General features: G+C 31.0%; 12 protein-coding genes and 1 pseudogene. 2 read left to right on the plus strand and 11 right to left on the minus strand.

The window, feature by feature from the left end; genetic code table 11:
* Positions 1-4: 4 nt before the first annotated feature.
* Positions 5-1,078: a flavodoxin-dependent (E)-4-hydroxy-3-methylbut-2-enyl-diphosphate synthase gene (gene ispG, locus ELQ09_RS05680; RefSeq protein ID WP_134239950.1), complete on the minus strand. Its 1,074-nt coding sequence runs from the start codon at positions 1,076-1,078 to the stop codon at positions 5-7.
* Between the two features lie 147 nt (positions 1,079-1,225).
* Between ispG and ELQ09_RS05685 the strand changes: the two genes are divergently transcribed.
* Positions 1,226-2,620 (plus strand): DUF2972 domain-containing protein, encoded by a 1,395-nt coding sequence (locus tag ELQ09_RS05685; protein WP_134263824.1) that lies wholly within the window; start codon positions 1,226-1,228, stop codon positions 2,618-2,620.
* A gap of 9 nt (positions 2,621-2,629) precedes the next feature.
* Here ELQ09_RS05685 and ELQ09_RS05690 read toward each other — a convergent pair whose 3' ends face one another.
* The 4 genes from ELQ09_RS05690 to ELQ09_RS05705 are packed head-to-tail and all read right to left on the minus strand — an operon-like array spanning position 2,630 to position 5,361.
* Positions 2,630-4,483 carry a primosomal protein N' gene (locus ELQ09_RS05690; RefSeq protein WP_044780529.1) on the minus strand — a complete coding sequence of 618 codons (1,854 nt, stop codon included), beginning with the start codon at positions 4,481-4,483 and terminating at the stop codon, positions 2,630-2,632.
* Positions 4,465-4,902 (minus strand): prepilin-type N-terminal cleavage/methylation domain-containing protein, encoded by a 438-nt coding sequence (locus ELQ09_RS05695; RefSeq protein ID WP_002852324.1) that lies wholly within the window; start codon positions 4,900-4,902, stop codon positions 4,465-4,467. Before ELQ09_RS05695 ends, ELQ09_RS05690 begins: the two co-directional genes overlap by 19 nt.
* A complete protein-coding gene (locus ELQ09_RS05700; RefSeq protein ID WP_002854947.1) occupies positions 4,899-5,141 on the minus strand; it encodes a hypothetical protein in 243 nt (80 codons plus the stop codon). The genes ELQ09_RS05695 and ELQ09_RS05700 overlap by 4 nt, the downstream gene beginning before the upstream one ends.
* Positions 5,131-5,361, minus strand: a complete 231-nt coding sequence (locus ELQ09_RS05705) for a hypothetical protein (protein ID WP_002852327.1) — start codon at positions 5,359-5,361, stop codon at positions 5,131-5,133. Before ELQ09_RS05705 ends, ELQ09_RS05700 begins: the two co-directional genes overlap by 11 nt.
* Before the next feature lie 153 nt (positions 5,362-5,514).
* On the opposite strand from ELQ09_RS05705, the gene uvrB reads away from it, so the two are divergent.
* Complete coding sequence (gene uvrB / locus ELQ09_RS05710; RefSeq protein WP_134224809.1) at positions 5,515-7,488, plus strand: excinuclease ABC subunit UvrB; 1,974 nt, start codon at positions 5,515-5,517, stop codon at positions 7,486-7,488.
* Here uvrB and ELQ09_RS05715 read toward each other — a convergent pair.
* From ELQ09_RS05715 to ELQ09_RS05740, 6 genes and pseudogenes are all read right to left on the minus strand, one after another.
* The gene (locus tag ELQ09_RS05715) at positions 7,483-9,414 is read right to left on the minus strand and encodes a sensor histidine kinase KdpD (protein WP_134263825.1); all 1,932 of its coding nucleotides are present in this window, start codon (positions 9,412-9,414) and stop codon (positions 7,483-7,485) included. The two genes, uvrB and ELQ09_RS05715, sit on opposite strands and share 6 nt — an antisense overlap.
* Positions 9,415-9,416: 2 nt before the next feature.
* Positions 9,417-10,025 (minus strand): potassium-transporting ATPase subunit KdpC, encoded by a 609-nt coding sequence (gene kdpC, locus ELQ09_RS05720; protein WP_002921944.1) that lies wholly within the window; start codon positions 10,023-10,025, stop codon positions 9,417-9,419.
* 1 nt (position 10,026) lies between these two features.
* Complete coding sequence (kdpB, locus tag ELQ09_RS05725; protein ID WP_134263826.1) at positions 10,027-12,072, minus strand: potassium-transporting ATPase subunit KdpB; 2,046 nt, start codon at positions 12,070-12,072, stop codon at positions 10,027-10,029.
* A 9-nt stretch (positions 12,073-12,081) separates the two neighbouring features.
* On the minus strand, positions 12,082-13,773 hold the full coding sequence (gene kdpA / locus ELQ09_RS05730) for a potassium-transporting ATPase subunit KdpA (RefSeq protein WP_070316952.1): 1,692 nt from the start codon (positions 13,771-13,773) through the stop codon (positions 12,082-12,084).
* 9 nt (positions 13,774-13,782) lie between these two features.
* Positions 13,783-13,970: pseudogene (gene kdpF, locus ELQ09_RS05735) on the minus strand (K(+)-transporting ATPase subunit F).
* A gap of 141 nt (positions 13,971-14,111) precedes the next feature.
* On the minus strand, positions 14,112-15,536 hold the full coding sequence (locus ELQ09_RS05740) for an anaerobic C4-dicarboxylate transporter (RefSeq protein WP_070316951.1): 1,425 nt from the start codon (positions 15,534-15,536) through the stop codon (positions 14,112-14,114).
* Between the last annotated feature and the right edge of the window lie 9 nt (positions 15,537-15,545).

Below are 15,545 nucleotides of genomic sequence, written 5' to 3' on the forward strand. Positions count from 1 at the left end.
GCTTTTATTCTTTTGCAGCCCTACTTTTAACCTCATCTTCAACTTCAGTTAAAAATCTATCTACAAGTTCGCTTTCTTTTAATTTAGCTACAACTTCACCATGTCTTATAACAAGTCCTTGATTTTTTCCAAAGGCTATAGCCACATCAGCACCTTTAGCTTCACCCAAAGCATTTACCACGCAGCCCATGACACTGATATTTAAAGGTTCTTTTATATGCTTGGTTTTTTCCTCTACGATTTTAATCGCACTTAACAAATCACTTTGAATCCTACCGCAAGTTGGACAAGAGATGATATTTACTCCGCTTTTTTGCACTCCGCTATCTTGTAAAATCGCCCTTGCTACACGAATTTCTTCTTCAAGTTCGCCCGTCATAGAAACACGCATAGTATCGCCTATACCTTTAAGAAGTAAATTTCCTAAAGCTATAGAACTTTTTACGGTGCTATGAAATTTAGTTCCTGCTTCAGTTACCCCTAAGTGAAAAGGATAGCCACAAAGCGGTCTTAATCTCTCATAAGCTTCTATAGTTTTTTGAGCATCTGAAGTCTTCATGGAAATTTTAATATCAAAAAAGTCTAAATCCTCTAAAAGCTTGATATTATACATCGCACTTTCTAGCATAGCATCGACACCATAGCCAAATTTATCGCTAAATTGTTTTTCTATGGAGCCGTGATTTACACCGATGCGTATAGGGATACCCTGTTCTTTACATGCTTTTACCACTTCTTTGATATTTTCTTTAGAGCCTATATTGCCAGGATTTATACGCACTCCATCGATAAATTCAGCACAATATACAGCCAAATTATGATTAAAATGAATATCTACGATTAAAGGCAAAGGACTTTTAGCTTTAATCTCTTTTAAAGCCCTTGCATCAGCCATATCCAAGCACGCCAAACGCACTATATTTGCTCCTGCAAAATAAAGACGATTGATTTGTTCTAAAGAACCTTCTATATCTCTTGTTTTAGTAAAAAGCATCGATTGAACTGAAATAGGTGCATCACCGCCTATTAAAACATTTCCTACTTTGATTTGTCTGGTTTTGAATCTTTTATACTCCATAACTTCACTCTTTGAAAAATTTTAATATCAAATTTTAACTTTTTATTGCTTTAATTAAAGTTTATTTTTGATAATATATTTAAATTTCACGACATTTAAATATTTATGAATTATACATATAAATTAAATACAATTAAAAGAGGTTATATGCAAAATCTTTTACTCTATATAAAAAATAACCTAACTCCAACCTTGGCTCAAATTCTTTTACAAGCTTTAAAAAATTCGAATAATGAAAAATTTTTTACCTTTGTTTTGGAAAATATTGAAACAATTTGCACTTGGCTCAATTCTAGCGAATTTGAGAATAGATATTTATCAACAAAACATCCTTATCCACCTTTAATCAATCCTAATTTTATAGAAATAGATGCTAGTCGACATTGCGCAGAATTAGCTTGGGATTTAAATTTGCCCCTGCCTAAACACTATAAATTTATCTATATTTCTCCACATGGCGTTGGAGCAGCAGCATTTTTAAGATACCTTAATCAATGTTGCGATGTAACTTGTTTTGCCTCCTGGGTTTTACCACCTGATGCCAAAGAAAGATATTGTCTTAATTACATGTGTCTAAATGACAATACAATTACTCAATATGCTATTAATATATCAGAAATTAATCTATCTTATTTTGATAAATATCTATCTTTATTGGATTTTAACTCTAAAATTATTTGTGGAGTTCGCGATCCAATAGGAATTTTAAAGCATAACTGGGGAAGAGATTGGAGTAAAGTTTTAAGAAACTATCCCCCTGAATTTAATCTAACTTATGATTGGCGTTATTATATTGACTATCTTACTCATCAAAATCATAAAATTAAAATCGATATAAACGAACTACAACAAGGAGTTTTTATCATCTCTTATTTATTAAAATATTTTAACAAAGACAATGTATACTATCTTGATATGGAAGAAATCCGCCAATCAAAGGCCTTCGATACTATGAATTTACTTGCTATAAATTTTAATTTTACCCCCCCCCATAAAGATAAATTAGATTTATTTAAAATTAAAGAATTTAGAGGTTATATTCGCTATCTTTTTCCTATTACACTTTATGCAAATTCTAAGGATATTAACAATACCTTTTATCTTAATACTCCTAAAAATAATAAAAATTTTAATATTGATAAAACTTCTAGCATTCCCATAATTTTAGACAGAAAACACATTAATAATGAAAAAATAGACATAATACAAGAAATTATAAAAAATGACCTATGTAATGATATGGGTGTATATATTGATAAAAATAATTTTAAGCAATTAGAACAAAACAATCTTTTATTTTCAACAATTAAACATTATTTACATAATTTTTTACATCAAATTAAAATAACCATAGACGAAACAGAAACAAAAATGATGAAAGAAAAAGATGTGATAGATTATTTTATAAAAAATAAATCACTTATTTATACTTTTTTTAATATATTTGAAAATGAACTAAATCATTTAAAACAAACACATCCTCATATTATTGACTCTTGGAAATATTATAAAGAATTTGAAAAGATATACAAAGATAAATAATTATCTTGCTTACACAAAATCAATAGGATCAATATCTGCACTTACATTTTTAAATTGCAAAATATAATTTTCAATTGCCACTAAAGCTTTGTGATTTTCACTTCTAAGTAATAAATAAAAACGATATTTTCCATGCAGCATTTCAACTCCACAAATTCCATAGCCTACCAATTCTACTTGTTTGATATTTTTAAATTGATAGGCAAGTTTTTCGCAAAGCTTTTGTGAGGATTGTTGATCCTTATCTTCTATAAGAACTCTTAAAAGGCGTTTAAATGGAGGATAAAGATCTTTTCTATTTTCTAACTCATCTTTTAAAAAAGCATCATAATCCTCTATATACCTTTCAAAAAAAGCTCTATTTTTTGTTTGCAAAAGTACTCTTGCTTCGCCTTTACGCCCTGCCCTACCTGCAACTTGCATAGCTAAAGCTAAAGTTTCTTCACTCGCTCTAAAACTAGGACGAAACAAATACTCATCAAGCCCTAAAATCACACTCAAATCCACACTATGATAATCATGCCCTTTAGCAAGCATAGAGGTGCCAATAAGTATATCGATCTTATTTTCATTAAAGTCTTTTAAAATAGTATTAAGCCTTTTAACGCTTGTGATTTCATCGCTATCAAATTTTACTATTTTTGCTAAAGGCAAAGCATTTTGCAAAAGCTCTAAAAGTTCAGCAGTCCCCATTTTTCTAGCTTCTAACATTTCTCCTTTACAACTTGGACAATTTTGCTCTATCAAAGAAGTATAATTACAATAATGACATTTTAAAACATTTTTCTTTTTATGCATACTCATAGCGATAGAACAAAAAGGACATTTTATCGTTTCCCCACAATCCTTGCAAATGATTTGTCTAAAATTAGCCCTTGTAGGTAAAAACACTATAGCTTGTTTTTGATGTTTTAAACTTTTTTCTAATTCGCTTAAAAGCATAGGTGTTATACCAAGCTCATTTTCATCATATAAAAAATGTTTTTTACTGTCAAAAAAAGTTCCTTTTAATCTAAAACTTTTTTGTTTATAAAAGCTCGTTAAAGATGGAGTTGCAGAACCTAAAACCACTTTAATATTATTTTTTTGACCCAAAAAAAGTGCTAAATCTCTTGCATTGATAAAAGGCTGATTAGAAGCCTTATAAGAATTATCGTGTTCTTCATCTACTACAATAAGTCCTAAATTTCTAAAAGGCAAAAACAAAGCCGATCTTGCACCCGCTACTAAAAGCACTTCTCCCTTGCAAAAACGCTCTAAATATTCTTGCTTTTTTTTCTTTGAAATTTTAGAATGCCACAGGAAAAAATTATCCTTAAAATACACTTCCAAACGCTTTTGCATTTGTGGAGTGAGTGCGATTTCTGGCATCAAAAGTAAAGCTTGTTTACCCTGTTCTAAACACTCTTTTATCAAAGAAATATAAATTTCAGTCTTGCCACTACCTGTATCAGCAAAAAGCAAGGAATTATTTTCTTTTTGAAGAAAACTTAAGGCATTTTGTTGTTGATTGCTTAGCTTAGGGGTATCTTTAAAAAACATTTTGTGACATTTATACTTAGGACTAGTTTCAAAAAAACCCAAAACAAAACCAAGTTTTGAAGCATAATAATAAACAATAAAATTTACCAATTCAAACTGCAAAGGAGTTAGAAAATACCCTGTAATTTCTTTAATTTCTACGGTTTTAAAATCAGGTTTTTGACATTCTTTAAGCACGATAGCTTTAAGGTTTTTTTTAGTTTTTAAATCCACTAATACTTGTGTTAAAGGTTTGATTTCATCAAAACTATGAAAAGTTAAATTATCCAAATACAAACCACAAATTGCAAGTTCATAATATCTTATATCAGATCTTTGCATCTAGAACTTCCTATACACTTTAACAAACCTTCTTTAGAATCATAAATAAATTCAACCATCTCTTTGGCATTTAATGCAAATCTATAGTGATTTTTACCTATTTTTATCCAAGATTTAAAATCAGAATAAATAGGTGTATCAAGCAAAGAATAATCACAATCATTTAAACAATAAAAGAGTTTTTCTTTGGCTTGATTGTTTTGTGCATTATCTAAAATTTCTGGAAAATTTAAATTTTTAAGTCTCATTTGACTACGCATTAAAGCAAGAGCTGAGCTTAGCATTTCATAGTCCATTTTTAATTTTAAAATTTTAACCTCATCTTTTGTAGTATTGATAAAAGATAAAGATAAGCTTGATAAAATTCCCAAAATCAAAATCACAAAAACAAGCTCAAGCAAAGTAAAAGCTTTATTCATTTTGTCGGGAGTTCTTCATTGATTGCTTTTATTAGTTTCTTAAGTTCTCTTTCTAAAATATAATTTTCATAACTTTTTTTAACAAACGCATCTACAAAGCGTTTAAGTTCTATTTTTTTAGTACCGCCAGAAATTAAAGCGATATCATCTTCTAAAAAATTTGCAAATTCTTCACTGCACTTAACAATGAAATCTTTTGCATTGACATTAACAATAACTTGTTTTAGATTATCTGCCAAGAACAGCCTCTATTTTCTTATAAATATCTTCGCTTTCTATATTGCGAGATTTAAGTTCTTCTTCTAAACGCATGATTTGATTGCTTTTTGCTTCATTTTGTGCTTTCACACTTACAAGCTCATTTCTTAAAGCCTCATTGGCTTCGCAAACTTCGTTATACTTTTCAATTAATTCATTTACTTTATCTGTCATAGTATTGATTATTTTTTCATCAAACATATTTTTACCTTCTTAAGAAATTTGTAATTTATGGAAAATATTATTTGATATTGTAGCAGAAAAAAATTTAAATTTAGGTTTTTATTGTCAATTAATTTTTAATTAAAGCATTTTCTTTTAAAATTTTTTCAAAAATAAAAATAAAGTAGAAAAATGTTAGAACTTACCAGCGAATTTAAACTCAGTCCCGATCAACAAGAAGCCATAAAAGGTATAGTAAAAAGTATAAAAAAAGGCAACAAATATCAAACCTTACTAGGCGTTACAGGAAGTGGAAAAACCTTTACCATGGCAAATGTCATTAAAGAACTTAATATACCTACCCTTATCATGAGTCACAACAAAAGCCTTTGTGCACAACTTTATAGCGAATTTAAAGGCTTTTTTTCTAAAAATCATGTGGAATATTTTATATCTTATTATGATTATTATCAACCTGAAGCCTATATCCCACGCACTGATGTTTTCATAGAAAAAGACAGCTCTACTAATGAAGACTTAGAGCGTTTAAGACTGAGTGCTACTGCTTCTCTTTTAAGTTATGAAGATGTGGTTTGTATAGCTAGTGTTTCAGCAAATTATGGACTTGGCAATCCAAATGAATACATAGGCATGGTTTTAATCTTTGAACTAGGTATGCAAATTTCACAAAAAGAACTTTTAAAAAAACTTGTAGATATGGGTTATAAAAGAAATGATAATTTTTTTGATCGTACAGATTTTAGAGTTCAAGGAGATATTATAGACATTTATCCAGCTTATTATGAAGATGAAGTAGTAAGACTTGAATTTTTTGGCGATGAACTTGATGCTATGTATCATTACAATGTTTTAGAAAATAAAAAAGGCAAAGATTTAAAACGCTTCATACTCTATCCTACAAGCCAGTTTAGCGTGGGCGAAACAAGACTAAAACAAGCGATAAAAGATATCAAAGCAGAACTTAACGAACGCCTTGCTTATTTTGAGCATGAAAATAAACTCGTAGAATATCAACGCCTTAAACAAAGAGTTGAATTTGATCTTGAGATGCTTACAAGCACAGGAATGTGTAAAGGCGTTGAAAATTATGCAAGGCATTTAACAGGACTTAAAGAAGGTGATACTCCTTATACACTTTTTGATTATTTTGCGATTAAAGATAGGAAATTTCTTGTTATAGTCGATGAAAGCCATGTATCTTTACCACAATTTAGAGGTATGTTTGCAGGAGATAGAAGCAGAAAACAAACCTTGGTGGATTATGGTTTTCGTTTGCCTTCAGCCTTGGATAACCGTCCTTTAATGTTTGATGAATTTATCCATAAAAATTGTCAATTTCTTTTTGTTTCAGCTACACCTGCACCTTTAGAACTTGAACTTAGCAAAGAAAACATCTTTCATCAAATCATGCGTCCTACAGGACTGCTTGATCCTTTAATAGAATTAAAAGATAGTGATAATCAGGTTGAAATTTTATTTGATGAGGCTAAAAAAGTCATACAAAGAAACGAACGGGTTTTAGTAACCGTGCTAACTAAAAAACTCGCTGAAGAACTTACAAGGTATTATTTAGAGCTTGGTATAAAAGTCAAATACATGCACTCAGACATCGATGCTATAGAACGCAATGAAATCATAAGAGGTTTAAGAAGCGGTGCTTTTGATATGCTAATTGGCATTAACTTACTTAGAGAAGGACTTGATTTGCCTGAAGTTTCACTCATTGCCATTATGGATGCAGATAAGGAAGGCTTTTTAAGAAGCACTACAAGTTTAATCCAAACCATGGGAAGAGCAGCTAGAAATGTCAATGGTAAGGTTTTGCTTTTTTGCAAAAAAATCACAAAATCCATGCAAGAAGCTATGGATACCACCAATGAACGCCGCAAACTTCAAATGGCTTATAATAAAAAATACAATATCACGCCAACTTCAGTCAAACGCCATATTGAAGAGAGCTTGAAAAATGAAGAGGATTTAGGCGAAATTTATCGCAAAGGTAAAAAACTAGAAAAAATGCCTGCTAACGAAAGAGCAAAAATTGTCAAAGAGTTAAGAAAGCAAATGCTTGAAGCAGCTAAAGCACTTGAGTTTGAAAAAGCTGCTGCTATTAGAGATGAGATTAATAAATTAAGGGATTTATAATAAAAATATATCCCTTGTTCTAACTCCTGCCTCATTAAGTAAAGCACTTAAAATTTCATACTGAAAGTCTTGCAAGGGACGTTTTTCTTTTAAAACTATACCTATGACCCCTTTAGTTTTTTCCCCATCTTCTATAGGTAAATACATAGCATTAGCATTAGGCAAGGTATTTGTACAAACACCTGCTCTTTCTTTATTTGTTGCAACCCATTGAGCAATAGCAATCTCATCAGCACTAAAACAATTTTTTAACATTTGCTTATCATCGTTAAAAAACAACAAAGGTTTCGATAAAATATTGTTTTTATTTATAGGATAAATAATAATAGGTAAATTTAATAATTTTAAAGCTTGATTTCCAAGTTGTTCCCAAAGCTCTTGTTTGCTTTTCACTCTTGCTAACTTTTCACTATTTTCAAGCAAAATAGCCGTTCTATAAGCTCTTTCAGTGAGTTCTTTAGATTGCAATTTTAATCTTCTAGTAAAAACAGCTGTTAAAAATCCAACTATAAACATAGTTGTAAAAGTAATAATATTTCCACTATCATGAACTTTAAGACTAAAAATAGGTTCTAAAAAGAAAAAATTATAAATCAAAACACTTACCAAAGAAGAATAAAAGGCGAAAATTTTATTATCAGAAATAAAAGAAGAAGCAAAAACTGCTAAAATAAAAATCATAACTATATTACTTGGCTGAGTATTAAATTTATGAAATACAAAAGCTATAAAAGTTGCTAAAAGTAAAACTCCTGTGATTTTTAAAAAACCTAAAAAATCAAAACCTTTTTTACTTCGTATTTTAGGAGCAGAAATTTGATTTTCATTAACAAGATATAAATCAATATTGGGTGCTTTTTTAGCAACAGCTTCAAAAATCTCTTCTTTAAACTTTTTTTTATCTTTATTTTTACCTAAAACAATTTTAGAAACATTGCTAAGGCTTGAATACTCTGCAATTTGTCTTGCTATATCATCATCATATACGCTAATGATTTCAGCATCAAAACTTTTAGCTAGTTCTATATTTTCTTCTAAGGCTTTTTCTTCTTTAATATTGGGATTTTTTATATAAAGCGCACTCAATTTAGCATGAAAAGCTAAAGCAAGTCTTGCAGCTGCACGAATAACCTTTGCATTTGAAGCATTAATACAAACTAAAATATGCTCTCCAGTATGATAAGCTAAATCATCATTAATAAGTCTTTGTTCACTTGCTCTTAAATTCACTCTTGAAGCAAGTCTTCTTAAGGCAATCTCACGCAAAGCTATAAGTCTTTCTTGGCGAAAGAAATTTTCAAGTGCTAGTTTAGCTTGTTTTTCCTTATAAATTTTACCATCTTGCATTCTTTTTAAAAGCTTATTAGGTTCAATATCAACAAGTTCAACCTGATCAGCCTCATCAAAAATACGATCAGGAATACGCTCTTTAACTTCTATCTTACTGATATTAGCGACTAAATCATTTAAACTTTCTAAATGTTGTATATTTAAAGTAGTATAAACATCAATCCCTGCTTTTAGAAGTTCTTCTATATCTTGAAAACGCTTTTCATTACGCAAGCCTTTAGCATTAGTGTGTGCAAGCTCATCTACTAAAACCAAAGCAGGTTTTCTCTTAAGGGTAGCGTCTAAATCAAATTCTTTTAATACTATATTTTTATAAGGAATTTCAAGATTAGCTATACTTTCAAAACCTTGTGTTAAAGCCATTGTTTCAGGTCTATCGTGAGGCTCTATATAGCCTAAAACAACATCAACTCCATTATCCCTTAAAGTTCTAGCTTCACTTAACATAGCATAAGTTTTTCCAGAACCTGCAGCATAACCTAAGAAGATTTTTAATTTTGCAAGTTTGTTTTTTTCTTCTTCCTTGGCTTTAACCTCAAGTTTTTTAAGAATTTGTTCAGGACTTTGTCTTTGCATGTTTATTCTTTTTTCATGGCTTTAGCAATAGCTATATTAACAGCTAAAACATTAACCTTTTCTTCCCCAAAAATCCCTAAAAATTTAGACTCGGTATTTTCTTGAATGATTTTTTCTAGTTCTTCTTTGGTAATTTTTGAAGATTGACTTATCCTAGGAATTTGCACTAGGGCTGCTTGAAGACTGATATGAGGATCAAGTCCTGATCCCGAAGCGCTTAACAAATCCAAAGGAATTTGTTCTTTTGTAATTTGCGGATTTTCATCTAAAAATTTTTGCAAATCTTTTTGCACACGCTCTTTTAAAGCAGGATTTGACATAGCATAATTAAATCCACCTGAACTTACACTGCTTTCATTTGTATCACTTGTATTGTAATTTGATACAGATGCTCTTGAATGTAGAAAATAAGGCTTATTAAAATCTTGACCCAAAAGCTTTGAACCTACCGCTTTGCTTATATCCAAAGTCGGACGACCTTCTTTATCCACTAAACTTCCACTTGATTGATAAGGAAAAATAAATTTTGCAACTGTATTTAAAGCAAAAGGATAAACAAAAGTACACAATATTAGCATTACCACAAAAAAACTAAGCAAAGTTCTAAGCATATCACACTCCTAAAATTCTAAGTATCCAAGCTGTAGGAATATCAATTATTTTTATCCCTATAAAAGGTGCGATCATACCACCTAAACCATAAATACTTAAATTTCTTAAAAGCAAATGCTCGCTTTTCATAGGCTTAAATTTAACTCCACGCATAGCAATAGGTATGAGCAAAGGTATAATAATAGCATTAAAAATAAGTGCTGATAAAATAGCGCTTTGCGGGGTAGCCAAATGCATAATATTTAAAATTTGCATTTGAGGTAAAACCACACTAAACATAGCAGGTAAAATAGCAAAATACTTAGCAATATCATTTGCCATACTAAAAGTTGTAAGACTACCCCTAGTAATAAGCAAACCTTTTCCTATTTCAACCACTTCTAAAATTTTAGTAGGATTAGAATCAAGATCTATCATATTGGCTGCTTCTTTGGCTGCTTGAGTTCCTGAGTTCATAGCTATACCTACATCAGCTTGTGCAAGAGCTGGAGCATCATTGGTTCCATCTCCTGTCATGGCTACTATCTTACCTTGGGCTTGTTCTTTTTTAATGGCTTCTATTTTATCTTCAGGCTTGCATTCTGCTATAAATCCATCAAGCCCTGCTTCTTTGGCTATAGTAGCTGCTGTTAAAGGATTATCTCCGGTACACATTAAAGTTTTTATGCCCATTTTTCTAAGCTCATCAAAGCGCTCTTTAAGCCCTGGTTTTACAGTATCCTTTAGATAAATTACTCCTAAAATTTTTTCATTTTTACACACTACCAAAGGAGTGCCACCGAGATTTGAAATTTCCATTACCTTAGTTTCTAAATCGCTAGGAATTTTTCCATTCATTTCGCTTATATAAGCTCTTATAGCATCAAAAGCACCTTTGCGAATTTTTGTATTATCTTGCAAATCCACACCACTCATTCTATTTTGAGCGCTAAATTCGATAAATTCTTTAATATCATTACCTTCTAATTCATAACCCATTTTTTGAGCCAATGTAACTATGCTTTTACCTTCTGGAGTTTCATCTTTTAAAGAGGATAAAACACAAGCTTTAATCATTTCTTCTTTACTTATACCTTGGACTTCATAAAATTCATTTGCCAAACGGTTTCCAAAAGTAATCGTTCCTGTTTTATCTAAAATCATGGTATCAACATCACCACAACTTTCAACAGCCTTGCCTGAAAGTGCGATCACATTAAAACGCGTTACCCTGTCCATACCTGCTATTCCTATAGCCGATAAAAGCCCCCCTATAGTTGTAGGAATAAGACATACAAGCAATGCTACTAACCACGAAATAGGCAAACTCACACCTAAAAATTGCATAAAAGGATATAAACTTACAACCACTACTAAAAAACTCAAACTAAGCACAATTAAAAGAGTATTAAGAGCAATTTCATTTGGAGTTTTTTGACGCGCAGCACCTTCTACAAGATTGATCATTTTATCTAAAAAACTTTCCCCAGCTCCAACTAAAATTTTAATCTTTAAAAAATCAGTTAAAACCGTAGTCCCGCCCGTAACAGAAGAAAAATCACCGCCCGCTTCACGCATAACAGGAGCACTTTCACCTGTAATAGCTGATTCATCAACACTTGCAGCACCTTCTATAACTTCTCCATCATTAGGTATAAGTTCACCTGCTTTAACTAAAACTATATCACCTATTTTTAACTCGCTAGAATTAAGCATTTCTTCACTGCCATCACTTTTTATGCGTCTAGCTTTAGAATCCTTTTTACTTTGTCTTAAGGTAGCTGCTTGGGCTTTACCCCTTCCTTCTGCAATACTTTCTGCAAAATTTGCAAAAAGCAAGGTTACAAATAAAATAAAAGTGATTAAGATGTTATAAATTCTTTCATCGGAATTTCCATTAAACAAAGTAGGAAAAATACTTAAAATCAAAGTAAGAATCAATCCAACTTCCACCATAAACATAACAGGATTTTTTATCATAAAGCGTGGATCAAATTTTAAAAATGCTCCTTTTATGGCATTATTTAAAATTTCTTTTGTAATGAGTTTATTTTGTTTTTTAGACATTGACTCTCCTTAATGCCATAAAGATAAATATTCTGCAACGCTTGATAAAGTAAGCACTGGAAAAAAAGTAAGTGCAGTAAAAATATATATAATACAAACAAGCACAAACATAAAAGTTAAATTATCCGTTTTTAAAGAATTTGCAGTATTTTCTTGTGTATTTTTAGCCAAAAGCGATCCAGCTATAGCAAGCTGAGCTATTAAAACCAAATAACGCCCACAAAACATAGCAAAAGCTGTACTTAAATTCCAAAATAAATTATCATCTTTTAAACCTTCAAGTCCTGAACCATTATTTGCTACCGAAGAACTAAATTCATACAAAATTTGAGCCAAGCCATGAAAGCTAGGATTGCTTATACTATCTTTTGCAAAAACAACAGCTAATGCACTTAAAACAAGGATTAATAAAGGATGGATAAGAATTACCAAAGCTATAAGCTTCATTTGTGCGCTTTCTATTTTTTTACCCAAGAATTCTGGAGTTCTGCCTATCATTAATGCACAAATAAACACGGTTAAAAGCACATAAATAATCATATTCATAAGCCCTACTCCTTCGCCACCAAAAGCTACATTTAACATCATATTTAACAAAGTAGCACTGATGCTTAAAGGATTTAAACTATCGTGCATATTATTGACGCTTCCTGTAGTAAAAGCAGTAGTTACAGCACTAAATAAACTCGAACCATCTGTGCCAAATCTTATTTCTTTACCTTCTAAATTTCCCAAATTTGCATTTAAACCCAAAGAATCCAAATTTGGATTTGACATTTTTTCGCTAAAATAAATTAAAAGCAAAGAAATGATAAAAATAATCCCCATTGCACCAAAAATAACTCCCCCTTCTTTTCCCATAAGAGCAAAACCTTGTCTTTCTTTTCTATGATAAACCATCAATCCAAAAGCTACAACACAGGCGCTAGGAATAAGCATCATGGATAAAATTTGTAAAAAATTTGTAAGTGAAGTAGGATTTTCAAAAGGCATGCTTGAATTAGCACCAAAAAAACCACCCCCATTTGTCCCTAAATGTTTTATAGACTCAAGAGCTGCAACAGGACCTGTGGCAATACTTTGAAATTTATTTTCTAAAGTAAGCACGCTAAAATTTGCGTGATAGTTTTGCACTACGCCTTCAGAGATAAAAATTACAGCCAAAATAAAACTTAAAGGCAACATCAAACGCGTAATAATACGCGTAAAATCTTCATAAAAATTTCCCATTTGCATACCACATAAAGCACGACAAAAAGCCATACAAGCAGAATATCCACTTGCACTTGAAACAAACATAGCAAGTAAAATGCCTGTATTTTGCGAAAGCAAACTTAAAGCACTCTCTCCACTATAATGCTGAAGGTTTGTATTTGTAATAAAACTAATTACAGTATTTAAATTCAAATCCCCTTTCATAGAATTTATCGAATTGGGATTTAAAAAAAGTTTATCTTGCAAATAAAAAATCACGAAAGAAAAAATAGCCACTAAGGCATTAAAAGCAATTAAATGCAAAGAATATTTTTGCCAAGTCATATTTTTTCTATCAATTGCACAAATTTTATAAATTAAGTTATCAATTGGATTAAAAATAAAATCAAAAATAGTTTTTTTACAGCTTGCAATTTTATAAAGATAATTTCCAAAAATTAAAGCCAATATAAAAGCTATAATCAGTGTTATTAAAATTTCTAGCATATTTTTCCTTTAAAATTTTTCAGGATATAATAGAGCATAAAATAAATAAAGAGCAAGTATTAAGCTTAAAACTAGCAAAAATATCATCCGCGTATCCTAATTTGAATTTCACAAAAACGGATAAAAAACCATAAACTACCAAAAGCTAAAAGCAGAAGCAAAGCAAAGACAACATCCATAGGATAGCCCTTTCTCATTGATTCAAAATAGGATTTATTCTATCCTTGTTAAGCTTATATTTTGATTAATACTAATTTTATGATTTATTTATAATTTTTATCTATATTAAATAAAAAGATAAATGAAGAATTTAGCAGGAAAAATCCTGCTAAAAATTGTTAAAGATAACCCGCTGCCATAGCAATAAAATATCCTGCTATACAAGAAGTGATTACACCTATAAGACCTGGCAAAATAAAACTATGATTGATAACAAATTTACCAATGTGAGTAGTACCTGATCTATCAAATTGTATAGTAGCTAAATCGCTTGGATAAGTTGGTAAAATATAATACCCATAACAAGCAGCCGCAAAGGCAACAATTACACCAGGTTCAACACCAATTCCTAAAGCCAAAGGAACAAAAGCCGAAATAGCTGCTGCTTGGGAGTTTACAAATTTTGAAATTAAAAGAAGCATTGCAGCATAAGTCCAAGGATGCTCTTTTACTATATCTCCAAGCGCTGCTTTCATCATAGGAGTGTGAACTGCAAACATAGTATCAGCCATCCAAGAAATTCCAAAAACCGCAACAAGTGCTATCATACCTGATTTAAAAATTTCATTAGAGCCGATTTTCTTTGCATCTGTTTTAGTAAAGATGATAATCAAAGAACCTGCTAAAAGCATAAACATCTGAATAACTGAAACCATGGATAAAACATCCATTTTAGGGTTGCCTAAAGCATCTACTTGAGGAATGCCATTTTTTACAACTTGTCCCCAGTTTGGGCGCAAGAAATCAAATACACCTAATAAAGCTACTAAAGCAATAGCTCCTAAGAAAATCCACATTGCAACCCAATTGCTTTTTGGAAGTTTAACGCCTAAAAGTGTTTTAGAATCCCCGTAAACATATTTTTTAAATTCAGGATCTTTAAGTTTTTCTTGAAATACTTCATCTTTATCCAAATCTTTTCCTCTAAACCAAGAAAAAATTCCTATACACAATACACCAAATAATGTACTAGGTATGGTAATTTGAAGAAGATTGATATAACCATCAAAACCTACTAATTTATGATTAGCATTTAAAAGCAAAGCAGTCAAACTCACAACAGCCACAGATACAGGAGATGCAATAATACCCATTTGTGATGATATAGAAGCTGCTGCCATTGGACGCTCAGGACGAATACCGTTTTTAATCGCTATATCATAAATAATAGGCATAATAGTATAAACCACATGTCCTGTTCCACAAAGTATAGTCAAAAAGCAGGTTACAAAAGGCGCTAATATTGTTAAAAACTTAGGATTGCGTCTTAAAATTCTTTCTGCTATTTGAAGCATAACATCTAAACCACCACTTGCTTGCAAAGTTGCACTCGCAACCACTACCGCTAAAATTGTAAGCATAACATCTATGGCTGGTTTTCCAGGCTTTATATGAAAAGCAAATACAAGCATTAAAATACCTATACCACCAAGTAAACCAAGCGCTATGCCGCCTTTTTTTGCACCGTAAAAAAGACAAATTAAAACGATAATGATTTGGACTGCAAATTGCCCTCCCTCGCTAAGGCTTGTTAAAAAGTCCATTTTAACTCC

The sequence above is a fragment of the Campylobacter sp. CH186 genome, from assembly GCF_004378925.1.
GTDB classification, from domain to species: domain Bacteria; phylum Campylobacterota; class Campylobacteria; order Campylobacterales; family Campylobacteraceae; genus Campylobacter_D; species Campylobacter_D jejuni.

What these genes read in the sequence shown, in the direction of transcription:
- ispG (WP_134239950.1), bottom strand. Translation starts at nt 1,078, where the DNA reads ATGGAGTATAAAAGATTCAAAACCAGACAAATCAAAGTAGGAAATGTT.
- ELQ09_RS05685 (WP_134263824.1), top strand. Translation starts at nt 1,226, where the DNA reads ATGCAAAATCTTTTACTCTATATAAAAAATAACCTAACTCCAACCTTG.
- ELQ09_RS05690 (WP_044780529.1), bottom strand. Translation starts at nt 4,483, where the DNA reads ATGCAAAGATCTGATATAAGATATTATGAACTTGCAATTTGTGGTTTG.
- ELQ09_RS05695 (WP_002852324.1), bottom strand. Translation starts at nt 4,902, where the DNA reads ATGAATAAAGCTTTTACTTTGCTTGAGCTTGTTTTTGTGATTTTGATT.
- ELQ09_RS05705 (WP_002852327.1), bottom strand. Translation starts at nt 5,361, where the DNA reads ATGTTTGATGAAAAAATAATCAATACTATGACAGATAAAGTAAATGAA.
- uvrB (WP_134224809.1), top strand. Translation starts at nt 5,515, where the DNA reads ATGTTAGAACTTACCAGCGAATTTAAACTCAGTCCCGATCAACAAGAA.
- ELQ09_RS05715 (WP_134263825.1), bottom strand. Translation starts at nt 9,414, where the DNA reads ATGCAAAGACAAAGTCCTGAACAAATTCTTAAAAAACTTGAGGTTAAA.
- kdpC (WP_002921944.1), bottom strand. Translation starts at nt 10,025, where the DNA reads ATGCTTAGAACTTTGCTTAGTTTTTTTGTGGTAATGCTAATATTGTGT.
- kdpB (WP_134263826.1), bottom strand. Translation starts at nt 12,072, where the DNA reads ATGTCTAAAAAACAAAATAAACTCATTACAAAAGAAATTTTAAATAAT.
- kdpA (WP_070316952.1), bottom strand. Translation starts at nt 13,773, where the DNA reads ATGCTAGAAATTTTAATAACACTGATTATAGCTTTTATATTGGCTTTA.
- ELQ09_RS05740 (WP_070316951.1), bottom strand. Translation starts at nt 15,536, where the DNA reads ATGGACTTTTTAACAAGCCTTAGCGAGGGAGGGCAATTTGCAGTCCAA.